This is a genomic window from Blastococcus brunescens (assembly GCF_035320885.1).
Classification (GTDB): domain Bacteria; phylum Actinomycetota; class Actinomycetes; order Mycobacteriales; family Geodermatophilaceae; genus Blastococcus_B; species Blastococcus_B brunescens.
This window is the reverse complement of sequence record NZ_CP141261.1, coordinates 85,096-107,923: the sequence shown is the minus strand read 5'-3', so window position 1 is coordinate 107,923 and position 22,828 is coordinate 85,096. Positions and strand designations below refer to the sequence as shown.

Here is a 22,828-nt window from a genome sequence, read left to right as displayed (position 1 = left end):
CCGCACGCGTCATCGGACTCTCACTCTCGGGTCGAGCAGACCGTAGGAGATGTCGACCAGCAGGTTCACCAGCACGTAGACGATCGCCAGCATGAGGATGAAGCCCTGCAGGATGGCGAAGTCCCGCGCGAAGATCGCGTCGTAGAGCGCCGAACCCACCCCGCCGAACGCGAACACCGTCTCGGTGAGCACCGCGCCCGACAGCAGCAGGCCGATGTACAGGCCGATCGTCGTCAACACCGGGAGCAGCGCGTTGCGGATGATGTGCCGGCGCCGCACCGTCGACGTCGCCAGGCCCTTCGCGTTCGCCGTCCGGACGTAGTCCTCGTTGATCACGTCGAGGACCGAGGCGCGGGTGATGCGGACGATGATCGCGAGCGGGATCGTGCCGAGCGCGATCGCCGGCAGGATCAGGTGCAGGACGGCGTCCCAGGCCGCGTCCCACTCACGGGTGAGCAGGCCGTCGAGCACGTAGAAGTTGGTGATGCGGGTGGCGTCCATCCGCACGTCCTGGCGGCCGGACCCGGGCAGCCAGCCCAGCTCGACGGCGAAGATCAACCGGAGCAGGTAGGCGAGGAAGAAGACCGGGATGGCCACGCCGAGCAGCGAGCCGACGACCGACGTGGAGTCCAGCCAGCTGCCGTGCTTGCGGGCGGCGAGGTAGCCCAGCGGGATGCCGACCCCGATCGCGAAGATCATCGCGAAGATCGTGAGCTCGATCGTGCCGGGCATGCGCTCGAGGAACTCCGTGGTGACCGGGCGGCCGGTCCGTGCGGAGGTGCCGAAGTCGAGCCGGATCGCACGGCCCAGGAAGCGCAGGTACTGGACGATCAGCGGTTCGTCGAGGCCGAACAGCTCGTTGTAGCGGGCGATGGCCTCGGGGGTGGCGCGCTCCCCCAGCGCGGCCTGCGCCGGCCCGCCGGGCAGACCGCGGAGCCAGGCGAACAGCAGGACCGAGAGCCCGAGCAGGATCGGGATCAGCTGGAGGAGGCGCCGGACGATGAAGCGGAGCACGCGCTCAGGTTCCCTCTCACGGAGCGGACCGGCCCGACAGGCTCGCGGCGGCCCCGTGCAGGGGCCCGCCGCGAGCCTGGCGACGTGGTGGAACGGCCCCTGCAGGGTCCCGCCGCGAGCTTGCGAGTGGCGGGGGGCAGGGGTCCTTCGTCAGTCGCTGAGGGACACCGTCGAGAACACCTCGGCGGTCAGCGGGCTGGGCTCGAGACCCTGCACGTTCTCAGCGACCACCAGGGCCGGCGGCGAGTGCGAGATCGGGACACCCGGCAGGTAGTCCATGATCAGCTCGTTGGCCTCCTGGTACAGCTCCGTGCGGTCGGCCGGGTCGGGCTCGGCGTCCGCCTCGGCCAGCGCGGCGAAGATCTCCGGTGCGCTGAACGCCCCGAACTCCGCCGACGCCTGGTTGTTCGACGCCTCGGCGAAGAACGTGCCGATGAAGTTGTAGGCGTCGTTGTAGTCACCGGTCCACCCGAGCAGGTGGACGTCGGCCTGCCCCGCCTGGACGGCGTTCAGGTAGTCCGGGTTCCACGGCAGCGCCGTCGGCACGACGGTGAAGCCGGCGTCGGTCAGGTTCTGGCTGATCACCTGGAACATCGCGGCCGGGTCCGGCAGGTACGGGCGGCTGACGTCGGTCGGGTAGAAGAACCGCAGCGTGGTGCCGGTGGCGCCGGCCTCGGCCAGCAGCTCCTGAGCCCGGGCCGGGTCGTACTCGTAGGTCGTGACGTTCTCGGACCAGCCGTCGACCGTCGGCGGCATGAACTGGGTCGCCACCTCGGCCCCTCGGGCAGCAGCGAGGTGACGATCGTCTGGCGGTCGATGGCGTGCGCGATCGCCTGCCGGACCCGCGGGTCCTGCAGCGCCGGGTTGGCCCCGGAGCCGGCCACGTTCCCGCCGTTCATGCCCAGGTACAGGATGTTGAACGGGTCGCGGACCAGGACCTGCGCCCCGGTGTCCTCGAGCGTGCCGTAGTCCGCCGGGGAGACGAAGTCGTAACCGTCGATCGAGCCGGACTCCAGCTCCTGCCGGCGGGTGTTCCCGTCGGAGATCGTCCGGAAGATGACCTCGTCCAGCTGGGCCTGCTCACCCCAGTAGTCCTCGTTGCGGACGATGGTGACCTCGCCGTTGCCGCGGTCCCAGCTCTCGAACATGAAGGGGCCGGTGCCCACCGGGTGCTCGAGGGCGTACTCCGAGTAGGTCAGCGCGTCCTCGCTGCCCGACACCTCGTCGGCGTTGTACTCCTGCAGCGCCGTGGGGCTCTGGATGGAGAACGCCGGCAGTGCGAGGGCTGCCGGGAACTTGAGGTGACCTGCGACAGCGTGATCACCGCGGTGTTCTCGTCGGTCGCCTCGCAGCTCTCGTAGATGCTGGGGTGTCCGGGGTGTTGGCGAAGCCGCCGAAGACCGCCTGGTAGTAGTACGAGGCGCTGGGGCTCTGGGCCAGGCCCTCCCAGTTGTACCAACGGTCGAAGTTGAAGCAGACGGCCTCGGCGTTGAAGTCGGTGCCGTCGTGGAACGTCACGTCCTGCTGCAGGTTGAACGTGTACTCGAGGCCGTCCTCGCTGACCTCCCAGTCCTCGGCGAGCTCCGGTACCGCCTCGGTGCCGCCGAGCTCGTTGCCGAGCAGGCCCTCGAAGATCTGACGGGAGACGCGGAAGGTCTCACCGTCGCTGCCGAAGGCGGGGTCGAGCATGGCCGGGTCACCGGCCGCGCCGAACACCATGGTGCCGCCGGTCTCCTCGCCGCCCTCCTCACCGGAGTCCCGGTCACTGGAGGCACAGGCGGACAGAGTCACGGCCAGCAACGCGGCCGCTGATGCGGCCGCAGCGCGGGTATGACGACGGGTCATCGCGGAAAACCTGCCTTCTCGGCCCTCGCGGGCCGGATGAGCTCCGGGCGGGACTGCCGTGGACGGAAATCGATCCACGGACGTGGATCGGACCATAGGACGCCGCGACGCGCCCTGGAGAGCGCGCGATCGGCATCGACACCAACCCGTGACCTTGGTCCGCGCAGGTGAGGCGCTGGCACGGCCCACTGCGGGCGCCCACCGGGAGCCTCCGGAGGGGGTCGTCAGGCGATACCCATGGCGTGACTGCGCGCCCCGGTCCGCTCCTCGCTCGTTCCTCGCTGCGATGCTCCCGCGGCTGTCGTCACGCGTCGATGCGGCGGCGGCCCTCGAACGCGCGGCCCAGGGTGACCTCGTCGGCGTACTCCAGGTCGCCACCGACCGGCAGCCCGCTGGCCAGCCGCGAGACCGCCAGCCCCATCGGTGAGACGAGCCGGGCCAGGTAGGCGGCCGTCGCCTCGCCCTCGAGGTTGGGGTCGGTCGCGATGATCAGCTCGGTGACCGCGCCGTTCATCAGCCGGGTCATGAGCTCCTTGACCCGCAGGTCGTCGGGGCCGACGCCGTCGATCGGGCTGATGGCACCGCCCAGCACGTGGTAGCGGCCCCGGAACTCCCGCGTTCGCTCGATCGCCACGACGTCCTTGGGCTCCTCGACCACGCACAGGACGTCGTCGGTACGGCGCGGATCGCGGCAGATCTTGCACTGCTCGGCCTCGGCGACGTTGTAGCAGGTCACGCAGAAGCGGACCTCCTCCTGCACGCGGACGAGCGCGGCGACCAGCCGGCTGACGTCGGCGGACTCGGCCGACAGCAGGTGGAAGGCGATCCGCTGCGCGCTCTTCGGGCCGACGCCGGGCAGCCGGCCCAGCTCGTCGATCAGGTCCTGGACGGCGCCTTCGTACACGGGGGCGTTCCTCGGGGTCCGGTGGGTGCGGTCAGAAGCCGGGGAGGCCCAGGCCGCCGCCGGGAGCGCCGCCGAGCCCACCGGCGAGGGGGCCCATGGTCCGGGCGGCCAGCTCGTCGACCGCGCGCTTGGCGTCGCGCAGCGCGGCGACCACGAGGTCCTGGAGCGTCTCGACGTCGTCGGGGTCGACCGCCTCCCGGGCGATGGTCACGGCGGTGACTTCGCCGTTGCCGGTCATCGTGGCCGTGACCAGGTTGCCGCCGGCCGAGCCGGTGACCTCGGTGCGCGCGAGCTCCTCCTGCGCCGCGACCAGTTGCTGCTGCATCTGCTGGGCCTGCTGGAGGAGCTGTGCCATGTCGGGCTGACCACCGGGGAACATGCCACGAGACTAGGCCGCCGATACGACGCGCAGCGGCACCCCGACCGCCGCAGCCCTCGGACCTCAGCTCTCCCGCGAGCGCTCCACCAGCCGGCGCGCGATCACGTTCCGCTGGATCTCGTTGGTGCCCTCGCCCACGATCATCAGCGGGGCGTCGCGGAAGTAGCGCTCGATGTCGAGTTCGGCCGAGTAGCCGGCGGCGCCGTGGATGCGCATCGCGTCCAGCGCGACCTGCATGCACGCCTCGGACGCGTACAGCTTGGCCATCCCGGCCTCGAGGTCGCTGCGCCGGCCCGCGTCGATGCCGGCGGCGGCGTCGAGGACCAGGAGCCGGGAGGCGTGCACCTTCGTCGCCATGTCGGCCAGCAGGTTGCCGACCGACTGGTGCTCCCAGATGGGCTTGCCGAACGTCTCGCGCTGCTGGGCGTAGGCGAGTGCGTCGTCCAGGGCCGCCTGCCCGACACCCACCGCGCGGGCGGCCACCTGCACCCGGCCGAGCTCCAGGCCGGCCATGAACTGGGCGAAGCCATGCCCCTCCTCGCCGCCCAGCAGCGCGTCGGCGGGCACCCGGGACCCCGCGAAGGACAGCTCGCAGGACTCGACCCCGCGGTACCCGAGCTTGGGCAGGTCGCGGGAGACGTCGACCTGCCCCGGCTCGACCAGCAGGATGCTGATCCCGCGGTGCCTCGGCTGCGCGACCGGGTCCGTCTTCACCAGCGTCGCGATCACGCCGGCGTGCCGGGCGTTGGTGATCCACGTCTTGCCGCCGTCGACGACGTAGGCGTCCCCGTCCCGGACGGCGCGGGTGCGGATGTCCTGCAGGTCCGATCCCCGCTGGGCTCGGTGAGCGCCATGGCGGCGCGCACCTCGCCGGTCGCCATCCGTGGCAGCCATCGCTCCCGCTGCTCCGGGGTGCCGTGCACGGTGAGCAACCTGGCGACGACGCTGTGCCCGCCCATGGCCCCGGCCAGGCTCATCCAGCCGCGGGCGAGCTCGGCGGTGACCAGCGCGAAGCACCGGGCCGAGACGTCGGATCCGTCCCACCGCGCGGGGACGACGAGGCCGAAGACCCCCATCTCCTTCATCTGGTCGAGCAGCGCGGCGGGGTACTCCCCGCCCGCTCCAGCCGGCCGGCCTGCGGGCGCACCTCCCGGTCGACCCAGCGGGCGACGGCCTCGACGATCGCCTGCTCGTCCTCGGGAAGGTCGCGTGCGGTCACCGGCTCAGCTGTCCACCGGTCGCGCGCCGAGCTGCGCACGGAGCAGGGACAGGGCCGCCTGCTCCGGGTCGACGACGGGCGGGGGCTCCCCGTCGGCCGCGGCCGAGACGTCGGCCGCCCGCTCGTCCATCAGCTCGCGGGCCTCGGCCGCCTCGGCGGCCCGCGCGGCCTCCTGTGCCTGCTCCGGCGGAACGGCCGGCCCGGGGGCGGCCGCGGCGCCTCGACCACGGCGTCGACCCGCCAGCGGACGCCGAGCAGCTCGTTGAGCGCCTCGCGGATGACGTCCTTGTTCAGGTCGTCGCCGAGCCGGCGGGCCAGCGCCGGGGACGACGTCGCCAGCGTGAGGACACCGTTGGCCAGCTGGTGCACCTGGGCGTTCTTCAGCAGCGCCTCGGTGGTGCGCTTGTGCCGCTTGACGACGACGAGCAGCTCCGGCCACACGCGCCGGACGTCGGTGGTGGTGAGCTCGGCGTCGTCGGCGGCCGGCTCGGGGTTGGCCGAGACGACCGGCGTCGGCTCGCCACCGCGGGGGCGGGCGAGGACTCGGCGGCGGCCCGGGGCGGACCGGCCGCGGACGGCGTCCCGTGCTCGGCGGCATCGGTGCGCGCGGCGGCGGCGCGGGCCGCGGACGGGCTGGCCGGGTGCGGCCACTCCTCGTCGTCGGTGGGCTCGGGCGGCAGCGGGATGTCGGGCTCACCTGCGGCCGGGCGCGGCGGCGTCCGGCCCGCGGGCGGGCCGGGGGCGGGTGCGGCTGCGGCTGCGGGAGCCGACTTGCCCCGGCCCGAGCCCGGCTGCACCGTCTCGGGCCAGTCGTCGGCAGCCTGCGCCGCGGCGGCGGGAGGAGCGGCGGCCGGTGCCCGGCGCGGCGGTTCGCTGCGCTGCGAGGGGCGGACGTACTCCTTGCGGGCTCCCCATCGGTGGCCGCGGGCGGGACGGTGGGCGTGGGCGGGCCCGCAGGCGGAGCAGCAGGCGCTGGAGCGGGCGCCGGAGCCGGCAGGGGTGCGGCGGCGGCTCGCGGCGCCTCGCGGGGCGGGGCGGCCGGCGCTTCGCGGACCGGGGCGGCCGGTGCCTCGCGCACGGCCTCCGGCCGACCGGCGTGCTCGCCCGCGATGGACATCCGTCGCTCGAGCCGCTCCAGCCGCTGGAGGGTGGCCGCGGCCGCGCCGTCGGTGGCCGGCAGCAGCATGCGGGCGCAGACGAGCTCGAGCAGCAGCCGCGGCGCCGTCGTCCCGCGCATCTCGGTGAGGCCCTCGTGCACCGTGTCGGCCATCCGCGACAGCGTCGCCGAGCCCAGCGCCGACGCCTGCTGGTTCATCAGGTCCAGCCGGTCCGGCGGGCAGTCGAGCAGCCCGTTGCCGCCGGCGTCGGGAACCGCGTCGAGCACGATCAGGTCGCGCAGCCGGTCGAGCAGGTCGGTGGCGAAGCGGCGCGGGTCGTGCCCGGCCTCGACGACGCGGTCCACGGCGCGGAAGACCGCCGGCGCGTCGTGGGCGGCCAGCGCGTCGATCGTCTCGTCGAGCAGCGCGTCGTCGGTGACCCCGAGCAGCCCGACGGCGCTCTTGTAGGTGACGCCCTCGGGGCCGGCGCCGGCCAGCAGCTGGTCCAGGATCGACAGCGAGTCACGCACCGACCCGCCACCGGCGCGGACCACCAGCGGGAAGACCGTCGGCTCGACGGTCACGCCCTCGGCCTCGCAGGTCTTCTCCAGCAGGCTGCGCAGCGTCGTGGGGGCACCAGCCGGAACGGGTAGTGGTGCGTGCGCGAGCGGATGGTCGGCAGGACCTTCTCCGGCTCGGTCGTCGCGAACACGAAGACCAGGAAGTCCGGCGGCTCCTCCACCACCTTGAGCAGGGCGTTGAAGCCCTGCGTGGTGACCATGTGCGCCTCGTCGACGATGTAGACCTTGTAGCGGCTGCTCACCGGCGCGAAGAAGGCCCGTTCGCGCAGGTCACGGGCGTCGTCGACGCCACCGTGGCTGGCCGCGTCGATCTCCATGACGTCCAGGGAGCCGGGGCCGTCGGGTGCCAGGGCGATGCACGACTCGCACACGCCGCAGGGGTGGACGTCGGGCCCTGCTCGCAGTTCAGCGAGCGGGCCAGGATCCGCGCCGACGACGTCTTGCCGCATCCGCGCGGGCCGCTGAAGAGATAGGCGTGGTTGATCCGCCCGCCGTCCACCGCGTTCATCAACGGTGTGGTGACGTGCTCCTGCCCGACCACCTCGGCGAAGGTCGCCGGCCGGTACTTGCGGTAGAGAGCCAGGGCCACGCTTGCTGAGGTTACGTGGCCGCACCGACGGTCCGACGGACGTTCCCGGACCCGCTGTGGCCGACGGTGCCACCTGGCCCCAGCGAGTGTGCGCATGTCCACCTCTCGCCGGAGGGATGACGTGCATACGCGCACAATCGGCGCCTCACTGCGTCAGGTGCAGGAGGACCTCGATCGCGCCGTTGTCCTCGACGCGGACGAATCCGAGGTCCGGCGCCTCGATGCCGTGGTCGGCGAGGGTGAGCGGGACCGCCTCGGAGACGTCCACCCCGTCGGGGGTCCGGACGACGGAGAGGTCGACCTGTACCTCTGGCGTCTCGCCGGCCAGCGTTAGTTCGCCGGCCACCGGCACGGTCACCGGAGCCCGGTGAGCTCGGGCAGCTCGACCGGCTCCGTCGCGGCGAAGGTCGCGGCGAAGGTCGCGGCGAAGGTCGCGGTCGGGTGCGAGGCGACGTCCACGTCGGCGGACCCGAGGGCGCCGTCCTCGACGACGACCGCACCGCTGACCTGGTCGGTCGTGCCGGCCACGGTGACGTCGGCCCCGTTGAGGACCTCGGCGACCCGGTAGCCCGCCGTCGAGCCGTCCGAGACGGTCCACGTGCCGTCGGTGTCGGCACGGACCTGAGAGGGAGCCGAGAAAGAAAGGGACCCCCGCGCACCCGCCAGAGCCCGCTTATCCTTGCTGCCTTCCGGCCCTGGGGAGGTTCACAGGATGACGCCACACGAGGGGTCTGGCGCCCACTGTAGAGGAATGGAGCGGCGCCCCGGCGAGGGCTCCCGCTAGCCTTCCTGCCCATGACGCCCCGGCACGCCCTCGTCCTCCCCCGCCCCGCTCCTGACCCGGAGCACTGCGGGCTGAGCCTTCCCGCGCAGGTCACGACGGCCTGCCGCGTCGGCGTGCTCCGGACCCGATCCCCGACCCGGTCCGATCCAGGAGCGTCATGTCCTCCCCGCACTCCCCGTGTCCGCGACGTCCACCCGCGGCTTCCTGCTCGTGGTCCTGGCCGCCCTGTGCTGGGGCACGTCGGGCATCAGCGGCGCGATCGTCGCCGAGCGGACCGACCTCGGCCCGCTCGACATCGCCTGGCACCGCATGGCGATCGGGTCGCTGGTACTACTCGCCGGCTTCGCGGCCACCCGCCGCAGACGCGCCGGGAAGGCTCCCGCGCCGACCCACGCCACCGCCCTCCGGCTGGTGCTCGTCGCCGCCGGGCTGGCGGCCTACCAGCTCGCCTACTTCGCGGCGGTCGCCTCCGCCGGGGTCAGCATCGCCACGCTGGTCGCCCTCGGGCTGGCGCCGCTGCTCATCGCCGTCGGCGCCACCGTGCTGGGCCACGGCCGCCCCGACCGGGCCACGCTCGTCGCCCTCGTCGTCGCCCTGGTCGGCCTCGTCCTGCTCGTCGGCATCTCCGCCGGCGAGGACGCCGGGACGACGGTGCTGCTGGGCGCGCTGCTCGCGGTCGGCTCGGCGCTCGGCTACGCCGTCGTCACCCTGGCGGGCGGCGGCGTGCCGACCGGGGTGCCGGTGACCCTGGTCGGGTTCGCCGGCGGGGCGCTGATCCTGACGCCGGTCGCCCTGGTGGTCGGCCTGCGGTTCACGACCGACCCCGTCGCGCTGGGCGTGCTGATCTACCTGGGGGCGGTGCCGAGCGCGCTGGCCTACGGGATGTTCTTCACCGGGCTGCGCAGCGTCCCGGGCGCGGTCGCCGGCATCGTGACGCTGCTCGAGCCGCTGACGGCGACCGCGCTGGCGACGGCGTTCCTGGGCGAGCGGCTCTCCCCGGCGCGCTGGCCGGAGGAGTGCTCGTGCTCTGCGCCGTCGCGGGGCTGTACCTGCGGAGGATGGGAGATTCGAACTCCCGAGGGGTTGCCCCCAACCCGCTTTCCAAGCGAGCGCCATAGGCCACTAGGCGAATCCTCCAGTGCACCGGCGATGCTACCGGGCGCCGCCGCGGGGTGACGGTGCGGTCGGTCGTCGGGACGTCGCACGCCTCGGGAGGACCGCCCGGCGCGACGGACCCGCGGCCGTGCGGCATCCTGCACCGCAGCGGTTGATCATCGGGCCGCGGGGAAGGCTCCGAGGTGCGGGACGACGTGCCCGCACCCGGGCGAGCGAGAGGAGGCAGGACGTGAGCGAGTCGGGCAGCGCGCCGAACGAGGTGCGGCCGGAAGTGGTCGAGGCGATCGTCGGCGTCCTCCGGGGTGACGACACGGCCGATCTCCCTCAGGGCGCCACGGCCGCCGAGAAGGCGGCGGCCAAGGACGCGTACCTCTCGGAGTTCCTGGCCGAGCGCGGCAAGCGCGACCGCCAGTCGCACGCCTGGGAGCTGCTGCTGACCCGCAGCTACGACGAGCCGCCCACGTGGCGGCAGATCTTCGACGACCTGACGCCCGAGGTGCACGCCGAACTCGGCGAGCTCTACGACGTCCTGCCGGCCGGCGCCCAGGAGGAGTACGCGCGCCGGTTCGGGGTCCCGTCCACGGTCTGACCGCCGACCCGCCCGCCGTCCGACGACCCGACGACCGCCGACGTCCATGACCCGACCCGTGACCACCCCCGGCCGCCTCGTCGCCGGGCGCTACCGGTTGCAGTCGCAGATCGGCGGGGGCGGCATGGGCACGGTCTGGCTCGCCCAGGACGAGCGGCTCGGCCGGCAGGTGGCGATCAAGCAGGTGCTGACGCCGCCCGGGATGACCGCGGAGGAGACCGACCAGCAGCGCCAACGCGCGCTGCGGGAGGGCCGGATCGCGGCGCGGCTGAGCCACCCGCACGCGATCTCGGTCTACGACGTGGCACTCGAGTCCGGGCAGCCGTGGCTGGTCATGGAGTACCTGCCCTCGCGGAGCCTGGCTGCGGTCCTCACCGAGGACGGCGTCCTGCGGGCCGACCAGGTCGCCCAGATCGGCGCGCAGGTGGCCGACGCGCTGGCCGCGACGCACGCGGCGGGCATCGTGCACCGCGACGTGAAGCCGGCCAACATCCTCATCGGGGAGGGCGGCCGGATCGAGGGCCTGGTGAAGATCACCGACTTCGGCATCTCGCACGCCAGCGGCGACGTCACGCTGACCCAGACCGGCCAGATCACCGGCACTCCCGCCTTCCTGGCCCCCGAGGTCGCCCAGGGGCACGAGATGACGCAGGCCAGCGACGTCTTCTCCCTCGGCGCCACGCTCTACACCTGCGTCGAGGGAAGCCGCCGTTCGGCATGGAGGACAACGCGCTCGCCATGCTCCACAAGGTGGCGGCCGGCCAGATCCTGCCGCCCCATCGCGCCGGGTCGTTGACCGGTCCGCTCACGCGCATGCTCTCCGCCGACCCCGCTGACCGGCCGGCGATGACCGAGGTCCGCGACGAGCTCGCGAAGCTGGCCGCCGGACGCGGCGGCGACACCACGACCGTCCTGCTCGCCCGCACCGACCTGAACTCGGCCGCCCCCGGACGCAACCGGACGGCGGCGTTCCCGGCGGGGGTGACGGCTGCCGGCGCGGTAACGCCCACTCCGCCGACGCCGGCGCCCGGGCCGCCGGAGGCCCCGGCGGCGGCTCCGGTGCCGAAGCCGCGGGGACGGCGACGCGGGCGGGCGGTCTGGCTGCTGGCCGGACTGGTGGCCGTCGTGCTCGCCGGCCTGGTCGTGTTCTGGGTGGCCTCTCCGGACGACGAGGACCCGTCCGACCGGACCGCCGCCACCACCAGCGCCGCCACCACCAGCGCCGCCACGACGAGCGCCGAGCCGACGGACGAGACGGATGCGGGCGTGGACGCGGAGGAGTCACCTGCCACCTCCGAGCCGGCGGCCACGTCCGAGGAGGAGCCCCCGCCGACGACCCGGCCGCGGCCGCGAGGCAGTTCTTCGCCTCCGTTCCCGGGGACCTGCCGACGGCTTACCAGCAGACGAGCCCGAGGTTCCAGGCGGAGTTCCCCTTCGAGCAGCGGTTCGCCTTCTTCTGGCGCCAGTTCTCGAGCGTGCAGATCGCGAACGTCGAGACCGAGAGCTCCACCACCGTGGTCGCGGACGTCACCTACGTGCAGCCGGACGGCACCAGCGAGACCGAGCGCAAACGCCTGACCTTCGTCCCGGGCGACGACGGCCGGCTCCTGCTCGACAGCGACCTGCCCGCCTGAGACGAGCAACGGCGGCGCCCGGCGGGTGCTGGACCCGGTCGGACGCCGCCGTCGTGGTGCATGGCGGTGGCGGTGGGATTTGAACCCACGGAGGGGTTGCCCTCACACGCTTTCGAGGCGTGCTCCTTCGGCCGCTCGGACACGCCACCGCCGAAGAGACTACAGGCCCCGCTGAGCGCGGAAGAACGCGCGTAGCAGCGTGGCGGACTCCTCGGCCCGGACGCCCGCGGTCACCTCCGGCCGGTGGTTGAGCCGCCGGTCCCGGACCACGTCCCACAGCGATCCGGCGGCGCCCGCCTTCGGGTCGTCGGCGCCGTAGACCACCCGGTCCACCCTGGCCAGGACGCTCGCGCCGGCGCACATCGTGCAGGGCTCGAGGGTCACCACCAGCGTGCAGCCGGTCAGCCGCCAGCCGTCCCCGTGCACCCGCGCCGCCGCCCGCAGGGCCAGCACCTCGGCGTGCGCCGTCGGATCGCCCTGCTTCTCCCGCTCGTTGGCCGCCTCGGCCAGCACTGCCCCGTCCGGCCCGAGGACGACGGCGCCGATCGGGGTGTCCCCCACTCCTCCGCCGCGGCGGCCAGCCCCAGCGCCCGCCCCATCGCCGCGTCGACGTCCACGCTCACCCGGACCACCCGCCGCCACGCGTGTGCTCTGCGCCGCCTGAGCAGGCAGAACACGAGCGTCCGCGGGGCACATGGGGCGGGACCTCTCCGGGAGCTTGTGCTCTGCCCCGCTCAGCGGGGCAGAGCACAAGCGTCGGCAGAGCACCTGTCGAGGCGGTGCGCGTCACGCCGCGGTCCCGTCCAGCGGGAAGCCCACCAGCTCCGACAGCTCGGCCAGGGCCGCGGCCGGGTCGACGACCTTGATGGTCGAGAAGCCCAGGGCTCGGGCCGGCTTGAGGTTGATCCCGAGGTCGTCGAGGTAGGCGCAGTCGGTGGCTGCGACCGGCCGGCCGACCGCGTCCGACAGCCGCGTCAGCGCCCTGCGGTAGATCTCCGGCTCGGGCTTGCGCACGCCCTCGGCCGACGACTCGACGATCGCGTCGAACAGGTCCAGCAGCTCACCCAGCGCGCCGGCCCGCTCCATGGGCGCCACGTTGTTCGACAGCAACGCGAGCGGCAGTCCGGCCTCGCGCAGCCGGCGCACGGCCGCGACCATCTCCGGGCGCAGCTCACCGCGCAGAGCAGCCAGCACCCGGGCGGCCTCCACCCGGTGCCCGGCGGCCAGCGCCTCGGCCTCGAACACGGCCGAGAACCCGTCGACGTCCAGCTCGTTGCGCTCGAACCGCGCCCAGGCGTTGGTGTCGGGTTCGGTGGAGTTCAGCCGCACGATCAGGCCCGGCGGCAGCCCCACCTCCTCCTCGTACGCGGTGAACGCCGTCATCGGGCTCTCGGTGATCACCCCGCCGAGGTCGAACACGACCGCCGAGACGGCGCCCCGCCCGGCGGTCACGGGGCGACCGCCGCGGCCAGCTCGTCGGCGAACCCGAGTCGTTCCGCGATCCGCTCCACCATCTCGTCGGCCCAGAGGTCGTCGGCGGTCACGATCGCCCGCAGGTCGTCGTGCGGGAGGCCGTCGTCGGCGAACACGTCGAGGTCACCACCGGGCCACCCCGACTCGTCGTCGTCGAACGCGCCGTCGGTGTCCACGCCGATGCCGTACCGCTCGACCACCTCGGCAGCCAGCACCCACTCGAGCATCGTCGCGTCGGAGATCAGCGCTCGGACCATCCCGCCCGGTCCGTGCCGCAGGACGACGAAGTAGAGCCGGGAGTCCACGACCACCACGAACGGCGGCGGCCATCCGTCGGCGCCGGGCCCGCCGAGGGCGCGCTCGAGCACCGGCAGCTCGTCGCCGGCGTCCTCCGCCAGCAGCTCGACCCGCCACCGCTCGCCGGCCCGGCTGACCCGGACGGCGAAGCTCGTGCGCACGCCGGCAGCGTCGCTCATCGCTTGCGCAGCACGGTCAGCCCGTCGGAGAGCGGCAGCAGCACCGTCTCCCACCGGGGGTCGGCCACCAGCGCGGCGTTCAGCTCCGCGAGCGCCACGTCGTCCGGGTCCTGCGGATCGAGCACCCGCCCGTCCCGCAGGGTGTTGTCCAGCAGCACCACGCCGTTGCCGGTCATCCGGCCGTGCAGCTCCTCGACGTAGGCGGCGTACCCGCTCTTGTCGGCGTCGACGAAGGCTAGGTCGAAGGTCTCGACGGCGGGCAGCTCGCGCAGCGTCGGCAGCGCCTCACCCAGGCGCACCTCGATCCGGTCGGCCACGCCGGCCCGCTCCCAGTAGCGGCGGGCCATCGCGGTCCACTCGGCGTTCCGGTCCAGGCAGAGCAGCGAACCGTCAGCGGGCAGCCCACGGGCGATGCAGAGCGCGGAGAACCCGGTGAAGGTGCCGATCTCGATCGCCCGGCGAGCACCCACGGCGCGGGTGAGCAGCTGCATGAACGTGCCCTGCTCGGGAGCGATCTGGTACGTCGCCGACGCCTCCCCACGGGCCGCGAGTGCCGCGGTCTCGGCGAGGAGGTCGGCCACCACGGCGTCGGCGGGCTCGGAGGACGCGCGCACGTAGTCGGCGAGCGCCGGGGTCAGGAGGAAGGAGCGCGGCGTCATAGCCTGTAGATCATGGCCGATGCCGCAGGAACCGGTGCCGCACCGGCCCTCGCTCCCCGTCCCGACCATGCCCGCCCCGCCGGTGGGCGTCGTCGGGCTCGGCCAGCTCGGCGGCTCGCTGGCCGCCGCGCTCGTCGCCGGCGGGCGTCCGGTGCAGGGCTGGGACGTCGACCCCGGCGCCCGGGACGCCGCCGCGGCCCGCGGGGTGCAGATCACCCGCGAGCTGTCGGGCGTCGTCGTCCTCGCCGTCCCGCTGCCGGCGATGGCGGGTGCGCTCGACGACCTGGCCATCGCTCCCGACGCCACCGTCACCGACCTGGGCTCGGTCAAGCGTCCCGTCCTCGAGAGCGTCGGGCGCGCGCTCGGCGGTCGCTACGTCGGCGGTCATCCCATGTGCGGCACGGAACGCTCCGGCCACACCGCCGTCGACCCCGGCCTGTTCGCCGGCGCCCGGTGGGCCCTGTGCCTGGAGCCGGACACCGAGCTGCCGCGGTGGCTGCGGGTCGCGGAGGTGGCGTTGGCGGCCGGGGCCGAGGTCGTGCCCGTGACGGCCGAGGAGCACGACGACGCGGTCGCCGCGATCAGCCACGTGCCGCACCTGCTGGCCGCGGCCCTCGCCGCGGCGGCCGCCGAGGCCGGACCGCTCGCCCTGGCGCTCGCCGCCGGCAGCTTCCGGGACGGCACCCGGGTCATCGGCAGCGATCCGGCCTTCGTGCGGGCCATGGTCGAGGGCAACGCCGGGCCGACCGCCGGCGCGCTGGCCCGCGTGCAGGAGCAGCTCACCCGTCCGTGGGCCGAACTCCTCGCCGACGGCCACGCCGTCGCCACCCGGCAGCAGGGCCGGCGGCCCGTCCGCGTCCCCCTGGAGCGCGCGGCGCTGCTCGCGCTGGGCAGGTCCGGCGGGGCGGTCACCCGCCGGCTGGCGGCCTTCGTGGCGGGCCACATCCCCGAGGACATCCCGGACGACGAGGTCCCCGACCCGGCGTGACCGGGCCCCTGTTTCGGCCCGCCGCCGGAGGGCAGGGTGTGCGCATGGACGAGACCGACATCCTCAGCCGCATCCACTCCCTGGTGGACGAGGAGCACAAGCTCCGCGAGAACGCCGAGCACACCGACGACACGCGTGCCCGGATGAGCAAGCTCGAGGCCGACCTGGACCAGTGCTGGGACCTGCTGCGCCAGCGGCGGGCGAAGCGGCAGTACGACGAGGACCCCGACGAGGCCGAGGTCCGCCCCGAGTCGACCGTCGAGAGCTACCTCCAGTAAGAGGACCCTCTGCAGGGGCCGAAGAGCAGACCGGAAGCAGGCGTTCTCTACGCCGACCGCCGAGCCGGCCCCCGGTGCTCGGTGCCCAGCAGCGCGAGCTGCCAGAGCAGCCGGGACCGGGGGTCGGTCACCTTGCGGCCGGTGACCGACTCGATGCGCCGGAGCCGGTGCATGACCGTGTTGCGGTGGCAGTAGAGCTCGTCGGCGGCGCGGGTGGGTGAGCCGTCCGAGCCCAGGAACGCCGCGAGGGTGTCGAGCAGCACCTCGCGCTCTTCCCCGGCAGCGCGAGCAGCCCGCCGAGGGTCTGCCCGACCAGCCGGGAGCTGATCTCCGGGGAATTGCTCAGCAGGGCCTCGGGCAGCCGCTCGTCGATGGTGACCACCCGCGAGGTGCCCGCCGGCAGGGTGCGTGCGGCCGTCTCTGCCAGCCGGTACGCCGACCCGGCCGCGGCCGCGCCCTCGACGACGGCCGAGACGCCGACCGGCCCGCCCGCCATGGCGCGCAGCCAGTTCATGACGTCGCAGCCCGGCAGGGTGCCCAGCGCGACGATGCCGACCTGGCTCCCGTTCCGGCTGCCCCACACCGAGCGGATGCCGCGCTTGAGCAGCGCGGCCGTGGGCGAGTCCAGGGACGGGGTGCCGTCCGGCTCGGGCAGCGCCACGACGGCCACGAGCCGGCCGTCCAGCGGCAGGGCCAGCAGCTCCGACGCCGTCCGGACGAACGCCGGATCGCCACCGCGCCCCTCCAGCAGCCCGTCGAGGACCCGCTGGCGGGCGCCGTCGTCCACCCCGGCCAGCCGCCGCTGCTCCTCGCGGTAGCCCTCGGCGACCGCGGCGCACTCGGCGTCGTTGGTGCGCCACACCGATCCCGCGACCTCGAGCAGCAGGGTGTCGTGCTCCCGGCTGCTGTGCCGGGACACGTCGAGCAGGGACTCCCAGGTGACCTGCCCGCCGAGCCGGTAGGCGCGCAGCACCGCCTCCAGCGGAAGGCCGAGCGCGGCGCGCCGTCGCCCGACCTCGCGCGCGTCCCGCAGCGAGGTGCGGGGATTCCCGGACGCCGCCCCGATCAGCGCGTGCAGGCCACGCTCGAGGTTGGCGCGGGTGGTGGCCCGCATCTCCTCCTCGGCGCTGCCGCGCAGGTCGCGGTAGGCGGGCTCGGTGCGCAGCAGGACGTCGATCATCCGGTCGGTCATGGCATCGAGCTGACCGAGCAGCAGCGGGGCCAGCTCGGCCAGCCGGGCCGCCACCTCGGGCCGGAACGGTTGCACTCGATCACCTCCTCGGAACGCGCCGCGCCCAGCACAACACGCGGTTGCGATCACTGTGCGATCAGCCCATTGTGACGACGAGCACGGCCCGGCAGGCTCAGCGGGACGTACTCGTGACCCAATCGTCGCCGACAGGTCCGCCTGCCGGTCGACGACCCCTCCCCGACGAAGAGGAGAAGTGGGCCCCTTGGCGCAGCCGCCTCCGCACTCCGGCAGCCAGCCTTCTCAGGACAGAACGCCCACCGCACGGCTCGAGATGAGCGGGATCAGCGTCGCCTTCGGTGGCGTCGCGGCGCTCAGCGACGTCTCGCTCACCGTGGAGCCCGGGCAGGTGCACGGGCTCATCGGGCCGAACGGCGCCGGCAAGACGACGTTGTTCAACGTCGCCTGCGGCCTCGTGCGCCCCTCCGCCGGCCGGATCACCTGGCGCGACCAGGAACTCCGCCGGCTCAAGCCCAGCCAGCTCAGCAAGCTGGGCATCTCCCGCACCCTGCAGGGGTGGGGCTGTTCGCCGGCATGACCGTGCTGGAGAACGTCATGGTGGGCGCCCACCGGCACGCCAAGGCCGGCTTCTTCTCCGCCCTGCTGGCGCTCCCCACCGCCGACAAGGACGACAAGCAGCTGCGCGAGCGCGCACACCGCGCGCTGCTCGAACTGGGCGCCGAGAGCTACGCCGGGCGCTACCCGGGCAGCCTTCCGTACCCCGTGCAGAAGCGGGTCGCCCTGGCCCGCGCCCTCGTGGCCGACCCCGACCTGCTGCTCCTCGACGAGCCCGCGTCGGGCCTGGCCGAGGACGAGATGCACGAGCTGGGCGAGCTGATCCGCTCGCTGTCCTCCCGCATGAGCGTCCTGCTGGTCGAGCACCACATGGACCTCGTCATGCGGGTGTGCGACCACATCACCGTCCTCGACTCCGGCGAGCAGATCGCCGCCGGCACCCCGGCCGAGGTCCAGGCCGACCCGAAGGTCACCGAGGCCTATCTGGGCGACGAGGTCGTGGAGACCGACGCCTCGGAGCTCTCCCGCACCGACGGAGGTCGCAATGCCTGAGGCCCACGGCAGCACTGCCGTCTCCGCCGCCGGAGCGGGCACCTCCCCGGGACGTCGCTGCTCGAGGTCCACGACCTCACCTCCGCCTACGGGCCGGTGCGCGCGCTCGACGGCGTCACCCTCAGCGCGGAGGTCGGCCGCATCACCGCCGTCCTCGGCGCGAACGGGGCCGGCAAGACGACCCTGCTGCGCACGATCAGCGGTCTGGTCCGCCCCCAGGGCGGCAGGGTGGTGCTCGACGGCGAGGACATCACCAAGGCCCCGGTCGAGGCGATGGTCAAGAAGGGGATGTCGCACGTCCCCGAAGGCCGCGGGGTCATCGCCGAGCTGACCGTGGACGAGAACCTGCGGGTCGGTTCGCTCTTCCGCGGCAAGGTCGGCCGGGACGAGTTCGACCGGGTCTACGACCTCTTCCCGCGGATCGCCGAACGCCGCGACAACCCGGCGCACACCCTCTCCGGCGGTGAGCGGCAGATGCTCGTCATCGGCCGCGCGCTGCTGGCCAAGCCCCGCATCCTGCTGCTCGACGAGCCGTCCCTGGGCCTGGCCCCGCGGATCGTCGCGCAGATCTTCGGGCTGCTGCGCCAGCTGGTCGACCAGGAGGGCCTGTCGGTGCTGCTCGTCGAGCAGAACGCCCGCAGCGCCCTGTCGGTGGCCGACGTCGGCGTCGTCCTCAACCTCGGGAAGGTCGTCGTCACCGACGACGCCCGGACGCTGATGGCCGACGAAGGCCTCCGGCACGCCTACCTCGGCTTCTGAGCCCCCGCCCCCTCCGGTCAAGGAAGGCACACTTCGTGCAGCAGTTCGTGAACGTGACCCTCACCGGGTTCACCCAGGGCATGATCTACGCGGCGTTCGCCCTCGCCCTGGTGCTGATCTGGCGGTCCACGCGGATCGTCAACTTCGCCCAGGGCTCGATGGCGGCCGCCACCGCGTTCATCGCGCTGGCGCTGATCGACGCCGGGCTGTCCTACTGGATCGCCTTCGTGGTGGCGCTCGCCAGCGGCTTCCTCCTCGGCGCGATCGTCGAGCGGGTCATCATCCGGCAGGTCGAGGGCGGGCCGGAGCTCAACGCCGTCATCGTGACCCTCGGTCTGTTCGTCGCCATCCAGGCACTGATCGCGATCATCTTCGGCTCGTCGTTCCAGTCGTTCCCCACGCCGTTCGGCGTCCGGGGCTTCGAGGTCGGTGACACGACGATCGCCATCACCCCGACCAGCCTCTACATCCTCGGCTCGGTCCTGATCACCATGGCGCTGTTGGTCGCGCTGTTCCGCTTCACGCGGGTCGGCCTGGCTATGCGCGCCTCGGCGTTCGGCCAGGAGGTCGCCCGGCTCCTCGGCGTCAAGGTCGGGCTCATGCTCACCCTCGGGTGGGCGCTGGCCGCCGTGGTCGGCTCGCTCTCCGGGCTGCTCATCGCCGGCGGCGGATTCGTCTACCCGGCCTACATGGACAGCCTGATCGTGTTCGGCTTCGTCGCCGCCGTGCTCGGCGGCCTGGACTCCCCATCGGGGCGGTCGTCGGCGGGCTCATCCTCGGCCTGGCCCTCAGCTACGTCAGTGGCTACGCACCTCGCGGCAGCGCCCTGGTGAACATCACCGCCCTCGTGATCCTCATGGTCGTGCTCCTGGTCCGACCAGGCGGCCTGTTCGCCAGCAGCACGGCCCGGAGGGCATGACGATGAGCGAATCGCAGACGCCCCTGTCCACCGCCGGCCCCGACGGCGCCGGCAAGGCGGCCGAGGAGGCCCCGGGGAAGAGCACCGCGGCGGCGGACGCCCCTCCGCCCAGGCCGAAGGTCGCTCCTTCCTGCCGAAGTCGACGCTGCTGCGCCACCTCCTCCTCGTGCTGATCGCCGCCGTCGGCGCGGTGATCCTGCTCGAGATCACCGACCCGTTCACCAACTCGCAGCTGGCGCAGCTGACCTACTACGCCATCGCCGCGGGCGGCCTCACGGTCCTGACCGGGCTCAACGGGCAGATCTCGCTGGGTCACGGTGCGCTCATGGCCGTCGGCGCGTACACGACCGCCCTGTTCCTCCAGGCCGAGGAGCCGGTGGCCCTGCCGCTGATCCTGCTCGTCTCCACGGCGATGGCGACTGTCGTCGGCGCCCTGGTGGGCGTCGCCGCGGCCCGTCTGCACGGGCCTTACCTCGCCGGCGCCACCCTGGCACTGGCGGTGGGCCTCCCCGGGCTGGCGATCTACTTCCACGACACCCTGGGCGGCGAGCAGGGCATCCGGGTGCGCGCACCGCGCGCGCCGGAGAGCTTCGAGACCTTCATCGACTTCGTCTCGGGCAACTCGGCGACGGGTACCAAGTGGCTGGCCTACGTCGGGGCCATCTGCCTGATCCTCACCTACTTCCTGCTGGCCAACCTGGTGCGCAGTCGCATCGGCCGCACCTGGCGGGCGGTGCGTGACCAGGAGGTCGCCGCCGAGCTGGCCGGCATCAACCTCGGCGCCTGGCGGGTGCTGGCGTTCACCGTGAGCGCGGCCGCCGCGGGGCTCGCCGGCGGTGTGCTGGCGCTGGTCGTCCGGCTCGCCGCGCCCAGCGGGTTCACGCTGGTGCTCTCGCTGGCGCTGCTGACCGCCATCGTGCTGGGCGGACTCGGCAGCCTGCTCGGAGCCCTCCTCGGCTCGGCACTGCTGGTCTTCCTGCCGCCGTTCGTCACCGACCTCGGCGCCGACTTCGGGCTGAACAACACCGAGGCCGCGCAGCTGGCGCCTTTCGTCTACGGCGTCGTCCTGATCGTGGCGATGATCTTCGCCCCGGCGGGCTTCGTCGGCACCATCCGCCTTCGCTGGCTCACCTACCGGGCGAAGCAGCGTGCGGCGGCTGCCCGCGCGTCGAGCGGGAGCTGAGGACGTCCCGATCCGTCCGCTCCACTCAGCGCACCTGCCGATAACCCAGACTCCCGGGCACCGACGCCCGGGCCGCACCAGAGGAGAACTGTTGTCCAGATCCTCCCGACGTCTCGTGTCCTTCCTGGCCGCAGCCACCGTCGTGTCCACCGTCGCCGCCTGTGGCGGCGGCAGCGATGACGACGGGGGCGGTGGTGGCGGTGGCGGTGGCGAGAACGAGGCCTCCGACATCGGGATCACCGAGAACTCGATCAAGCTCGGCGCGCACTACCCGCTGACCGGTGTGGCCGCCCCCGGCTACAGCGAGATCCCCACCGGTGTCGAGGCGTACTTCAACTGCCTCAACCAGGAGGGCGGGGTCTACGACCGCGAGGTCGAGTTCGTCTACCGCGATGACGCCTACAACCCCACGCAGACCAGCCAGGTCGTGAACCAGCTCGTGCTCGAGGACGAGGTCTTCGCGATCATGGGCGGCCTCGGCACGCCCACGCACAGCGCCGTCCTCGACTTCCTGAACAGCGAAGGCGTGCCCGACCTGTTCGTGGCGTCCGGCTCGCTGCTGTGGGGCGACGACCCGGAGGCCAACCCGTACACGTTCGGCTGGCAGACCGACTACATGAGCGAGGGGAAGATCATCGGCGAGTACATCGCCGAGGAGTTCCCGGACGCCCAGGTCGGTCTCTTCCTCCAGGACGACGACTTCGGCGAGGACGGCGAGGCCGGCATCCGCGAGTACATCGACGACCAGATCGTCGCGGCGGTGCGGTACACCCCGGGCAACACCAACGTGGCCCCGCAGATCTCCGAGCTGCAGGCCGCCGGTGCCGACTTCGTCGTCGGCTTCAACGTGCCCAGCTACACGGCGCTGTCGCAGCTGACCGCGCTGCAGATCGGCTACCAGCCGGAGCAGTGGTTCTACTCCAACGTGGGTTCTGACCCCACGCTGGTCGGCTCGCTGCTGAACCGCTTCTCCCAGGGTGCGGTGAGCGACGCCAGCCTGCTCGACGGCGCGCTGACCACCGGCTACCTGCCGACGGTGGACCAGACCGACAACCCCTGGGTCCAGGAGTTCCAGCGGATCTGGGACGAGTGCGGTGGCGAGGGCGAGCTCAGCAACTACCGCATCTACGGCATGGCGCAGGCCTACACGACCACCCAGGCGCTGCAGGCCGCCGGCCAGAACCCGACCCGCGACGGTCTGGTCGAGGCCATCGAGGCAGTCGGCAGCGAGTGGGAGGGTCCGGTGTTCGCGCCGTTCCGCTACTCCGAGGACAGCCACATGGGTACCAGTGGCATGTCGATCGAGCGGATCGTCGGCAACGGCTCCGAGGAGGTGCAGCCGGTCCGGGTGACCGACATCGGTGACGCCCCGATCGAGGAGTTCGACGGCGAGCCGGCCACCCCGCCGACGAACGCCATCCCCGACGAGGAGGCCTACGAGGGCTGACGAAGGACCACCCTTCCCCCACGCCTCGCACGCTCGGCGCGGGACCCTGAAGGGCGGCCGTTCCAGCACGGCACCAGGGCCGCCGGTCTCCTTCGGGAGACCGGCGGCCCGTCGCCTTCCTGTGTCGCGCCGAAGTTGATCATCGGCTCCGGGTCTGCGTCTGCGGCGTGTCAGCCGGTGTCGCGCGCACGGAGCCGATGATCAACTCCCGGTCTGCCAGGACGTGTGCAGGGCGGACGGCCGGGTAGGGCGCGAGAAGCAGCCAGGCGGCCCCGAGGAGCAGACGATGATCCAGGAACCGAGCTTCGTGCGCGAGGCACGGACGATCCGGCGGGCGGTCGTCACGGGCGGCGCCGGATTCCTGGGCTCGCACCTCTGCGAGCACCTGCTCGACCGCGGCGTCGAGGTGGTGTGCCTCGACAACTTCCTCACCGGTTCCCCGGAGAACGTGGTGCACCTGATGGAGCACCCGGGCTTCCGGCTGATCCGCTGCGACGTCACCGACTTCGTGCACGTGCCCGGGCCGGTGGACCTGGTGCTGCACTTCGCCTCCCCGCCAGCCCGATCGACTACCTGAA

Annotated in this window: 31 protein-coding genes, 2 tRNA genes, 1 other RNA gene and 3 pseudogenes; 14 read left to right on the top strand and 23 right to left on the bottom strand. The window is 73.1% G+C overall.

Annotated features, from left to right (window positions below):
* Nucleotides 1-9: 9 nt before the first annotated feature.
* From U6N30_RS00760 to ffs, 15 genes and pseudogenes are all read right to left on the bottom strand, one after another.
* Nucleotides 10-1,014, bottom strand: a complete 1,005-nt coding sequence (locus U6N30_RS00760; RefSeq protein WP_324275747.1) for an ABC transporter permease — start codon at nt 1,012-1,014, stop codon at nt 10-12.
* 150 nt (nt 1,015-1,164) lie between these two features.
* Nucleotides 1,165-1,770 carry an ABC transporter substrate-binding protein gene (locus U6N30_RS00755; RefSeq protein WP_324275746.1) on the bottom strand — a complete coding sequence of 202 codons (606 nt, stop codon included), beginning with the start codon at nt 1,768-1,770 and terminating at the stop codon, nt 1,165-1,167.
* An 89-nt stretch (nt 1,771-1,859) separates the two neighbouring features.
* A pseudogene (locus U6N30_RS00750) lies at nt 1,860-2,291 on the bottom strand (ABC transporter substrate-binding protein); the annotation flags it as partial.
* A 43-nt stretch (nt 2,292-2,334) separates the two neighbouring features.
* Nucleotides 2,335-2,805 carry an ABC transporter substrate-binding protein gene (locus tag U6N30_RS00745; protein ID WP_324275745.1) on the bottom strand — a complete coding sequence of 157 codons (471 nt, stop codon included), beginning with the start codon at nt 2,803-2,805 and terminating at the stop codon, nt 2,335-2,337.
* Nucleotides 2,806-3,163: 358 nt separating this feature from the next.
* Nucleotides 3,164-3,763 carry a recombination mediator RecR gene (gene recR / locus U6N30_RS00740; protein ID WP_324275744.1) on the bottom strand — a complete coding sequence of 200 codons (600 nt, stop codon included), beginning with the start codon at nt 3,761-3,763 and terminating at the stop codon, nt 3,164-3,166.
* Nucleotides 3,764-3,794: 31 nt separating this feature from the next.
* Entirely contained in the window at nt 3,795-4,118 is a 324-nt protein-coding gene (locus U6N30_RS00735; protein ID WP_324275743.1) for a YbaB/EbfC family nucleoid-associated protein, read from the bottom strand.
* 87 nt (nt 4,119-4,205) lie between these two features.
* The gene (locus U6N30_RS00730; RefSeq protein ID WP_324278113.1) at nt 4,206-4,955 is read right to left on the bottom strand and encodes an acyl-CoA dehydrogenase family protein; all 750 of its coding nucleotides are present in this window, start codon (nt 4,953-4,955) and stop codon (nt 4,206-4,208) included.
* Entirely contained in the window at nt 4,868-5,227 is a 360-nt protein-coding gene (locus tag U6N30_RS00725; protein WP_324275742.1) for an acyl-CoA dehydrogenase family protein, read from the bottom strand. Before U6N30_RS00725 ends, U6N30_RS00730 begins: the two co-directional genes overlap by 88 nt.
* The gene (locus U6N30_RS00720) at nt 5,224-5,361 is read right to left on the bottom strand and encodes a hypothetical protein (RefSeq protein WP_324275741.1); all 138 of its coding nucleotides are present in this window, start codon (nt 5,359-5,361) and stop codon (nt 5,224-5,226) included. The genes U6N30_RS00725 and U6N30_RS00720 overlap by 4 nt, the downstream gene beginning before the upstream one ends.
* Nucleotides 5,362-5,365: 4 nt before the next feature.
* Nucleotides 5,366-7,042, bottom strand: a complete 1,677-nt coding sequence (locus tag U6N30_RS00715) for a DNA polymerase III subunit gamma/tau (RefSeq protein WP_324275740.1) — start codon at nt 7,040-7,042, stop codon at nt 5,366-5,368.
* Nucleotides 7,039-7,365, bottom strand: a complete 327-nt coding sequence (locus U6N30_RS00710) for a hypothetical protein (RefSeq protein WP_324278112.1) — start codon at nt 7,363-7,365, stop codon at nt 7,039-7,041. Before U6N30_RS00710 ends, U6N30_RS00715 begins: the two co-directional genes overlap by 4 nt.
* Nucleotides 7,278-7,628 carry an AAA family ATPase gene (locus tag U6N30_RS00705; protein ID WP_324275739.1) on the bottom strand — a complete coding sequence of 117 codons (351 nt, stop codon included), beginning with the start codon at nt 7,626-7,628 and terminating at the stop codon, nt 7,278-7,280. Before U6N30_RS00705 ends, U6N30_RS00710 begins: the two co-directional genes overlap by 88 nt.
* A 145-nt stretch (nt 7,629-7,773) precedes the next feature.
* Nucleotides 7,774-7,986 (bottom strand): hypothetical protein, encoded by a 213-nt coding sequence (locus U6N30_RS00700; protein ID WP_324275738.1) that lies wholly within the window; start codon nt 7,984-7,986, stop codon nt 7,774-7,776.
* Nucleotides 7,983-8,156, bottom strand: coding sequence for a hypothetical protein (locus tag U6N30_RS00695; protein ID WP_324275737.1), 174 nt, complete (start codon nt 8,154-8,156; stop codon nt 7,983-7,985). Before U6N30_RS00695 ends, U6N30_RS00700 begins: the two co-directional genes overlap by 4 nt.
* A 112-nt stretch (nt 8,157-8,268) precedes the next feature.
* Nucleotides 8,269-8,363: signal recognition particle sRNA small type (gene ffs, locus U6N30_RS00690), an RNA gene on the bottom strand.
* A gap of 226 nt (nt 8,364-8,589) precedes the next feature.
* On the opposite strand from ffs, the pseudogene U6N30_RS00685 reads away from it, so the two are divergent.
* A pseudogene (locus tag U6N30_RS00685) lies at nt 8,590-9,360 on the top strand (DMT family transporter); the annotation flags it as partial.
* A 104-nt stretch (nt 9,361-9,464) separates the two neighbouring features.
* On the opposite strand, the gene U6N30_RS00680 reads toward U6N30_RS00685, so the two are convergent.
* Nucleotides 9,465-9,549, bottom strand: a tRNA-Ser gene (locus U6N30_RS00680).
* Nucleotides 9,550-9,757: 208 nt separating this feature from the next.
* On the opposite strand from U6N30_RS00680, the gene U6N30_RS00675 reads away from it, so the two are divergent.
* Genes U6N30_RS00675 through U6N30_RS00665 form a run of 3 tightly spaced genes read left to right on the top strand, consistent with a single transcriptional unit; the run spans nt 9,758 to nt 11,695 of the window.
* Nucleotides 9,758-10,117, top strand: coding sequence for a hypothetical protein (locus U6N30_RS00675; protein ID WP_324275736.1), 360 nt, complete (start codon nt 9,758-9,760; stop codon nt 10,115-10,117).
* A gap of 46 nt (nt 10,118-10,163) precedes the next feature.
* The gene (locus U6N30_RS00670; protein ID WP_324275735.1) at nt 10,164-10,913 is read left to right on the top strand and encodes a serine/threonine-protein kinase; all 750 of its coding nucleotides are present in this window, start codon (nt 10,164-10,166) and stop codon (nt 10,911-10,913) included.
* Nucleotides 10,856-11,695, top strand: a complete 840-nt coding sequence (locus U6N30_RS00665; protein ID WP_324275734.1) for a hypothetical protein — start codon at nt 10,856-10,858, stop codon at nt 11,693-11,695. Before U6N30_RS00670 ends, U6N30_RS00665 begins: the two co-directional genes overlap by 58 nt.
* Before the next feature lie 117 nt (nt 11,696-11,812).
* Here the strand turns inward: U6N30_RS00665 and U6N30_RS00660 are convergent.
* The 5 genes from U6N30_RS00660 to U6N30_RS00640 all read right to left on the bottom strand — a co-directional run bounded on the left by U6N30_RS00660 (nt 11,813) and on the right by U6N30_RS00640 (nt 14,359).
* Nucleotides 11,813-11,900: transfer RNA gene (locus U6N30_RS00660), tRNA-Ser, on the bottom strand.
* 10 nt (nt 11,901-11,910) lie between these two features.
* Nucleotides 11,911-12,312, bottom strand: a complete 402-nt coding sequence (locus U6N30_RS00655) for a nucleoside deaminase (RefSeq protein WP_324275733.1) — start codon at nt 12,310-12,312, stop codon at nt 11,911-11,913.
* 225 nt (nt 12,313-12,537) lie between these two features.
* On the bottom strand, nt 12,538-13,203 hold the full coding sequence (locus U6N30_RS00650) for an HAD-IA family hydrolase (RefSeq protein ID WP_324275732.1): 666 nt from the start codon (nt 13,201-13,203) through the stop codon (nt 12,538-12,540).
* On the bottom strand, nt 13,200-13,700 hold the full coding sequence (locus U6N30_RS00645) for a tRNA adenosine deaminase-associated protein (RefSeq protein ID WP_324275731.1): 501 nt from the start codon (nt 13,698-13,700) through the stop codon (nt 13,200-13,202). Before U6N30_RS00645 ends, U6N30_RS00650 begins: the two co-directional genes overlap by 4 nt.
* Entirely contained in the window at nt 13,697-14,359 is a 663-nt protein-coding gene (locus tag U6N30_RS00640; RefSeq protein WP_324275730.1) for an O-methyltransferase, read from the bottom strand. Before U6N30_RS00640 ends, U6N30_RS00645 begins: the two co-directional genes overlap by 4 nt.
* A gap of 67 nt (nt 14,360-14,426) precedes the next feature.
* On the opposite strand from U6N30_RS00640, the gene U6N30_RS00635 reads away from it, so the two are divergent.
* Both U6N30_RS00635 and U6N30_RS00630 read left to right on the top strand, forming a co-directional pair.
* Nucleotides 14,427-15,347, top strand: coding sequence for a prephenate dehydrogenase (locus U6N30_RS00635; RefSeq protein ID WP_324275729.1), 921 nt, complete (start codon nt 14,427-14,429; stop codon nt 15,345-15,347).
* A gap of 44 nt (nt 15,348-15,391) precedes the next feature.
* On the top strand, nt 15,392-15,625 hold the full coding sequence (locus U6N30_RS00630) for a DUF2630 family protein (protein ID WP_324275728.1): 234 nt from the start codon (nt 15,392-15,394) through the stop codon (nt 15,623-15,625).
* Between the two features lie 47 nt (nt 15,626-15,672).
* On the opposite strand, the gene U6N30_RS00625 is transcribed toward U6N30_RS00630, so the two are convergent.
* A complete protein-coding gene (locus U6N30_RS00625; protein WP_324275727.1) occupies nt 15,673-15,888 on the bottom strand; it encodes a helix-turn-helix domain-containing protein in 216 nt (71 codons plus the stop codon).
* A 203-nt stretch (nt 15,889-16,091) separates the two neighbouring features.
* Nucleotides 16,092-16,805 (bottom strand): annotated as a pseudogene (locus tag U6N30_RS00620) (RsbRD N-terminal domain-containing protein); the annotation flags it as partial.
* A 343-nt stretch (nt 16,806-17,148) separates the two neighbouring features.
* On the opposite strand from U6N30_RS00620, the gene U6N30_RS00615 reads away from it, so the two are divergent.
* The 8 genes from U6N30_RS00615 (at nt 17,149) to U6N30_RS00580 (ending at nt 22,827) form a co-directional block, all read left to right on the top strand.
* The gene (locus U6N30_RS00615) at nt 17,149-17,412 is read left to right on the top strand and encodes an ATP-binding cassette domain-containing protein (RefSeq protein WP_324275726.1); all 264 of its coding nucleotides are present in this window, start codon (nt 17,149-17,151) and stop codon (nt 17,410-17,412) included.
* Nucleotides 17,391-17,942, top strand: coding sequence for an ABC transporter ATP-binding protein (locus tag U6N30_RS00610; protein WP_324275725.1), 552 nt, complete (start codon nt 17,391-17,393; stop codon nt 17,940-17,942). Before U6N30_RS00615 ends, U6N30_RS00610 begins: the two co-directional genes overlap by 22 nt.
* 96 nt (nt 17,943-18,038) lie before the next feature.
* Entirely contained in the window at nt 18,039-18,701 is a 663-nt protein-coding gene (locus U6N30_RS00605) for an ABC transporter ATP-binding protein (protein ID WP_324275724.1), read from the top strand.
* 35 nt (nt 18,702-18,736) lie between these two features.
* Entirely contained in the window at nt 18,737-19,534 is a 798-nt protein-coding gene (locus U6N30_RS00600; protein ID WP_324275723.1) for a branched-chain amino acid ABC transporter permease, read from the top strand.
* A gap of 88 nt (nt 19,535-19,622) precedes the next feature.
* Nucleotides 19,623-19,793, top strand: a complete 171-nt coding sequence (locus U6N30_RS00595; RefSeq protein WP_324275722.1) for a hypothetical protein — start codon at nt 19,623-19,625, stop codon at nt 19,791-19,793.
* Nucleotides 19,787-20,803 carry a branched-chain amino acid ABC transporter permease gene (locus U6N30_RS00590; protein WP_324275721.1) on the top strand — a complete coding sequence of 339 codons (1,017 nt, stop codon included), beginning with the start codon at nt 19,787-19,789 and terminating at the stop codon, nt 20,801-20,803. Before U6N30_RS00595 ends, U6N30_RS00590 begins: the two co-directional genes overlap by 7 nt.
* Before the next feature lie 91 nt (nt 20,804-20,894).
* Entirely contained in the window at nt 20,895-22,250 is a 1,356-nt protein-coding gene (locus U6N30_RS00585) for an ABC transporter substrate-binding protein (protein WP_324275720.1), read from the top strand.
* Nucleotides 22,251-22,536: 286 nt separating this feature from the next.
* Complete coding sequence (locus U6N30_RS00580) at nt 22,537-22,827, top strand: NAD-dependent epimerase/dehydratase family protein (protein ID WP_324275719.1); 291 nt, start codon at nt 22,537-22,539, stop codon at nt 22,825-22,827.
* The last annotated feature ends 1 nt before the right edge of the window (nt 22,828 follow it).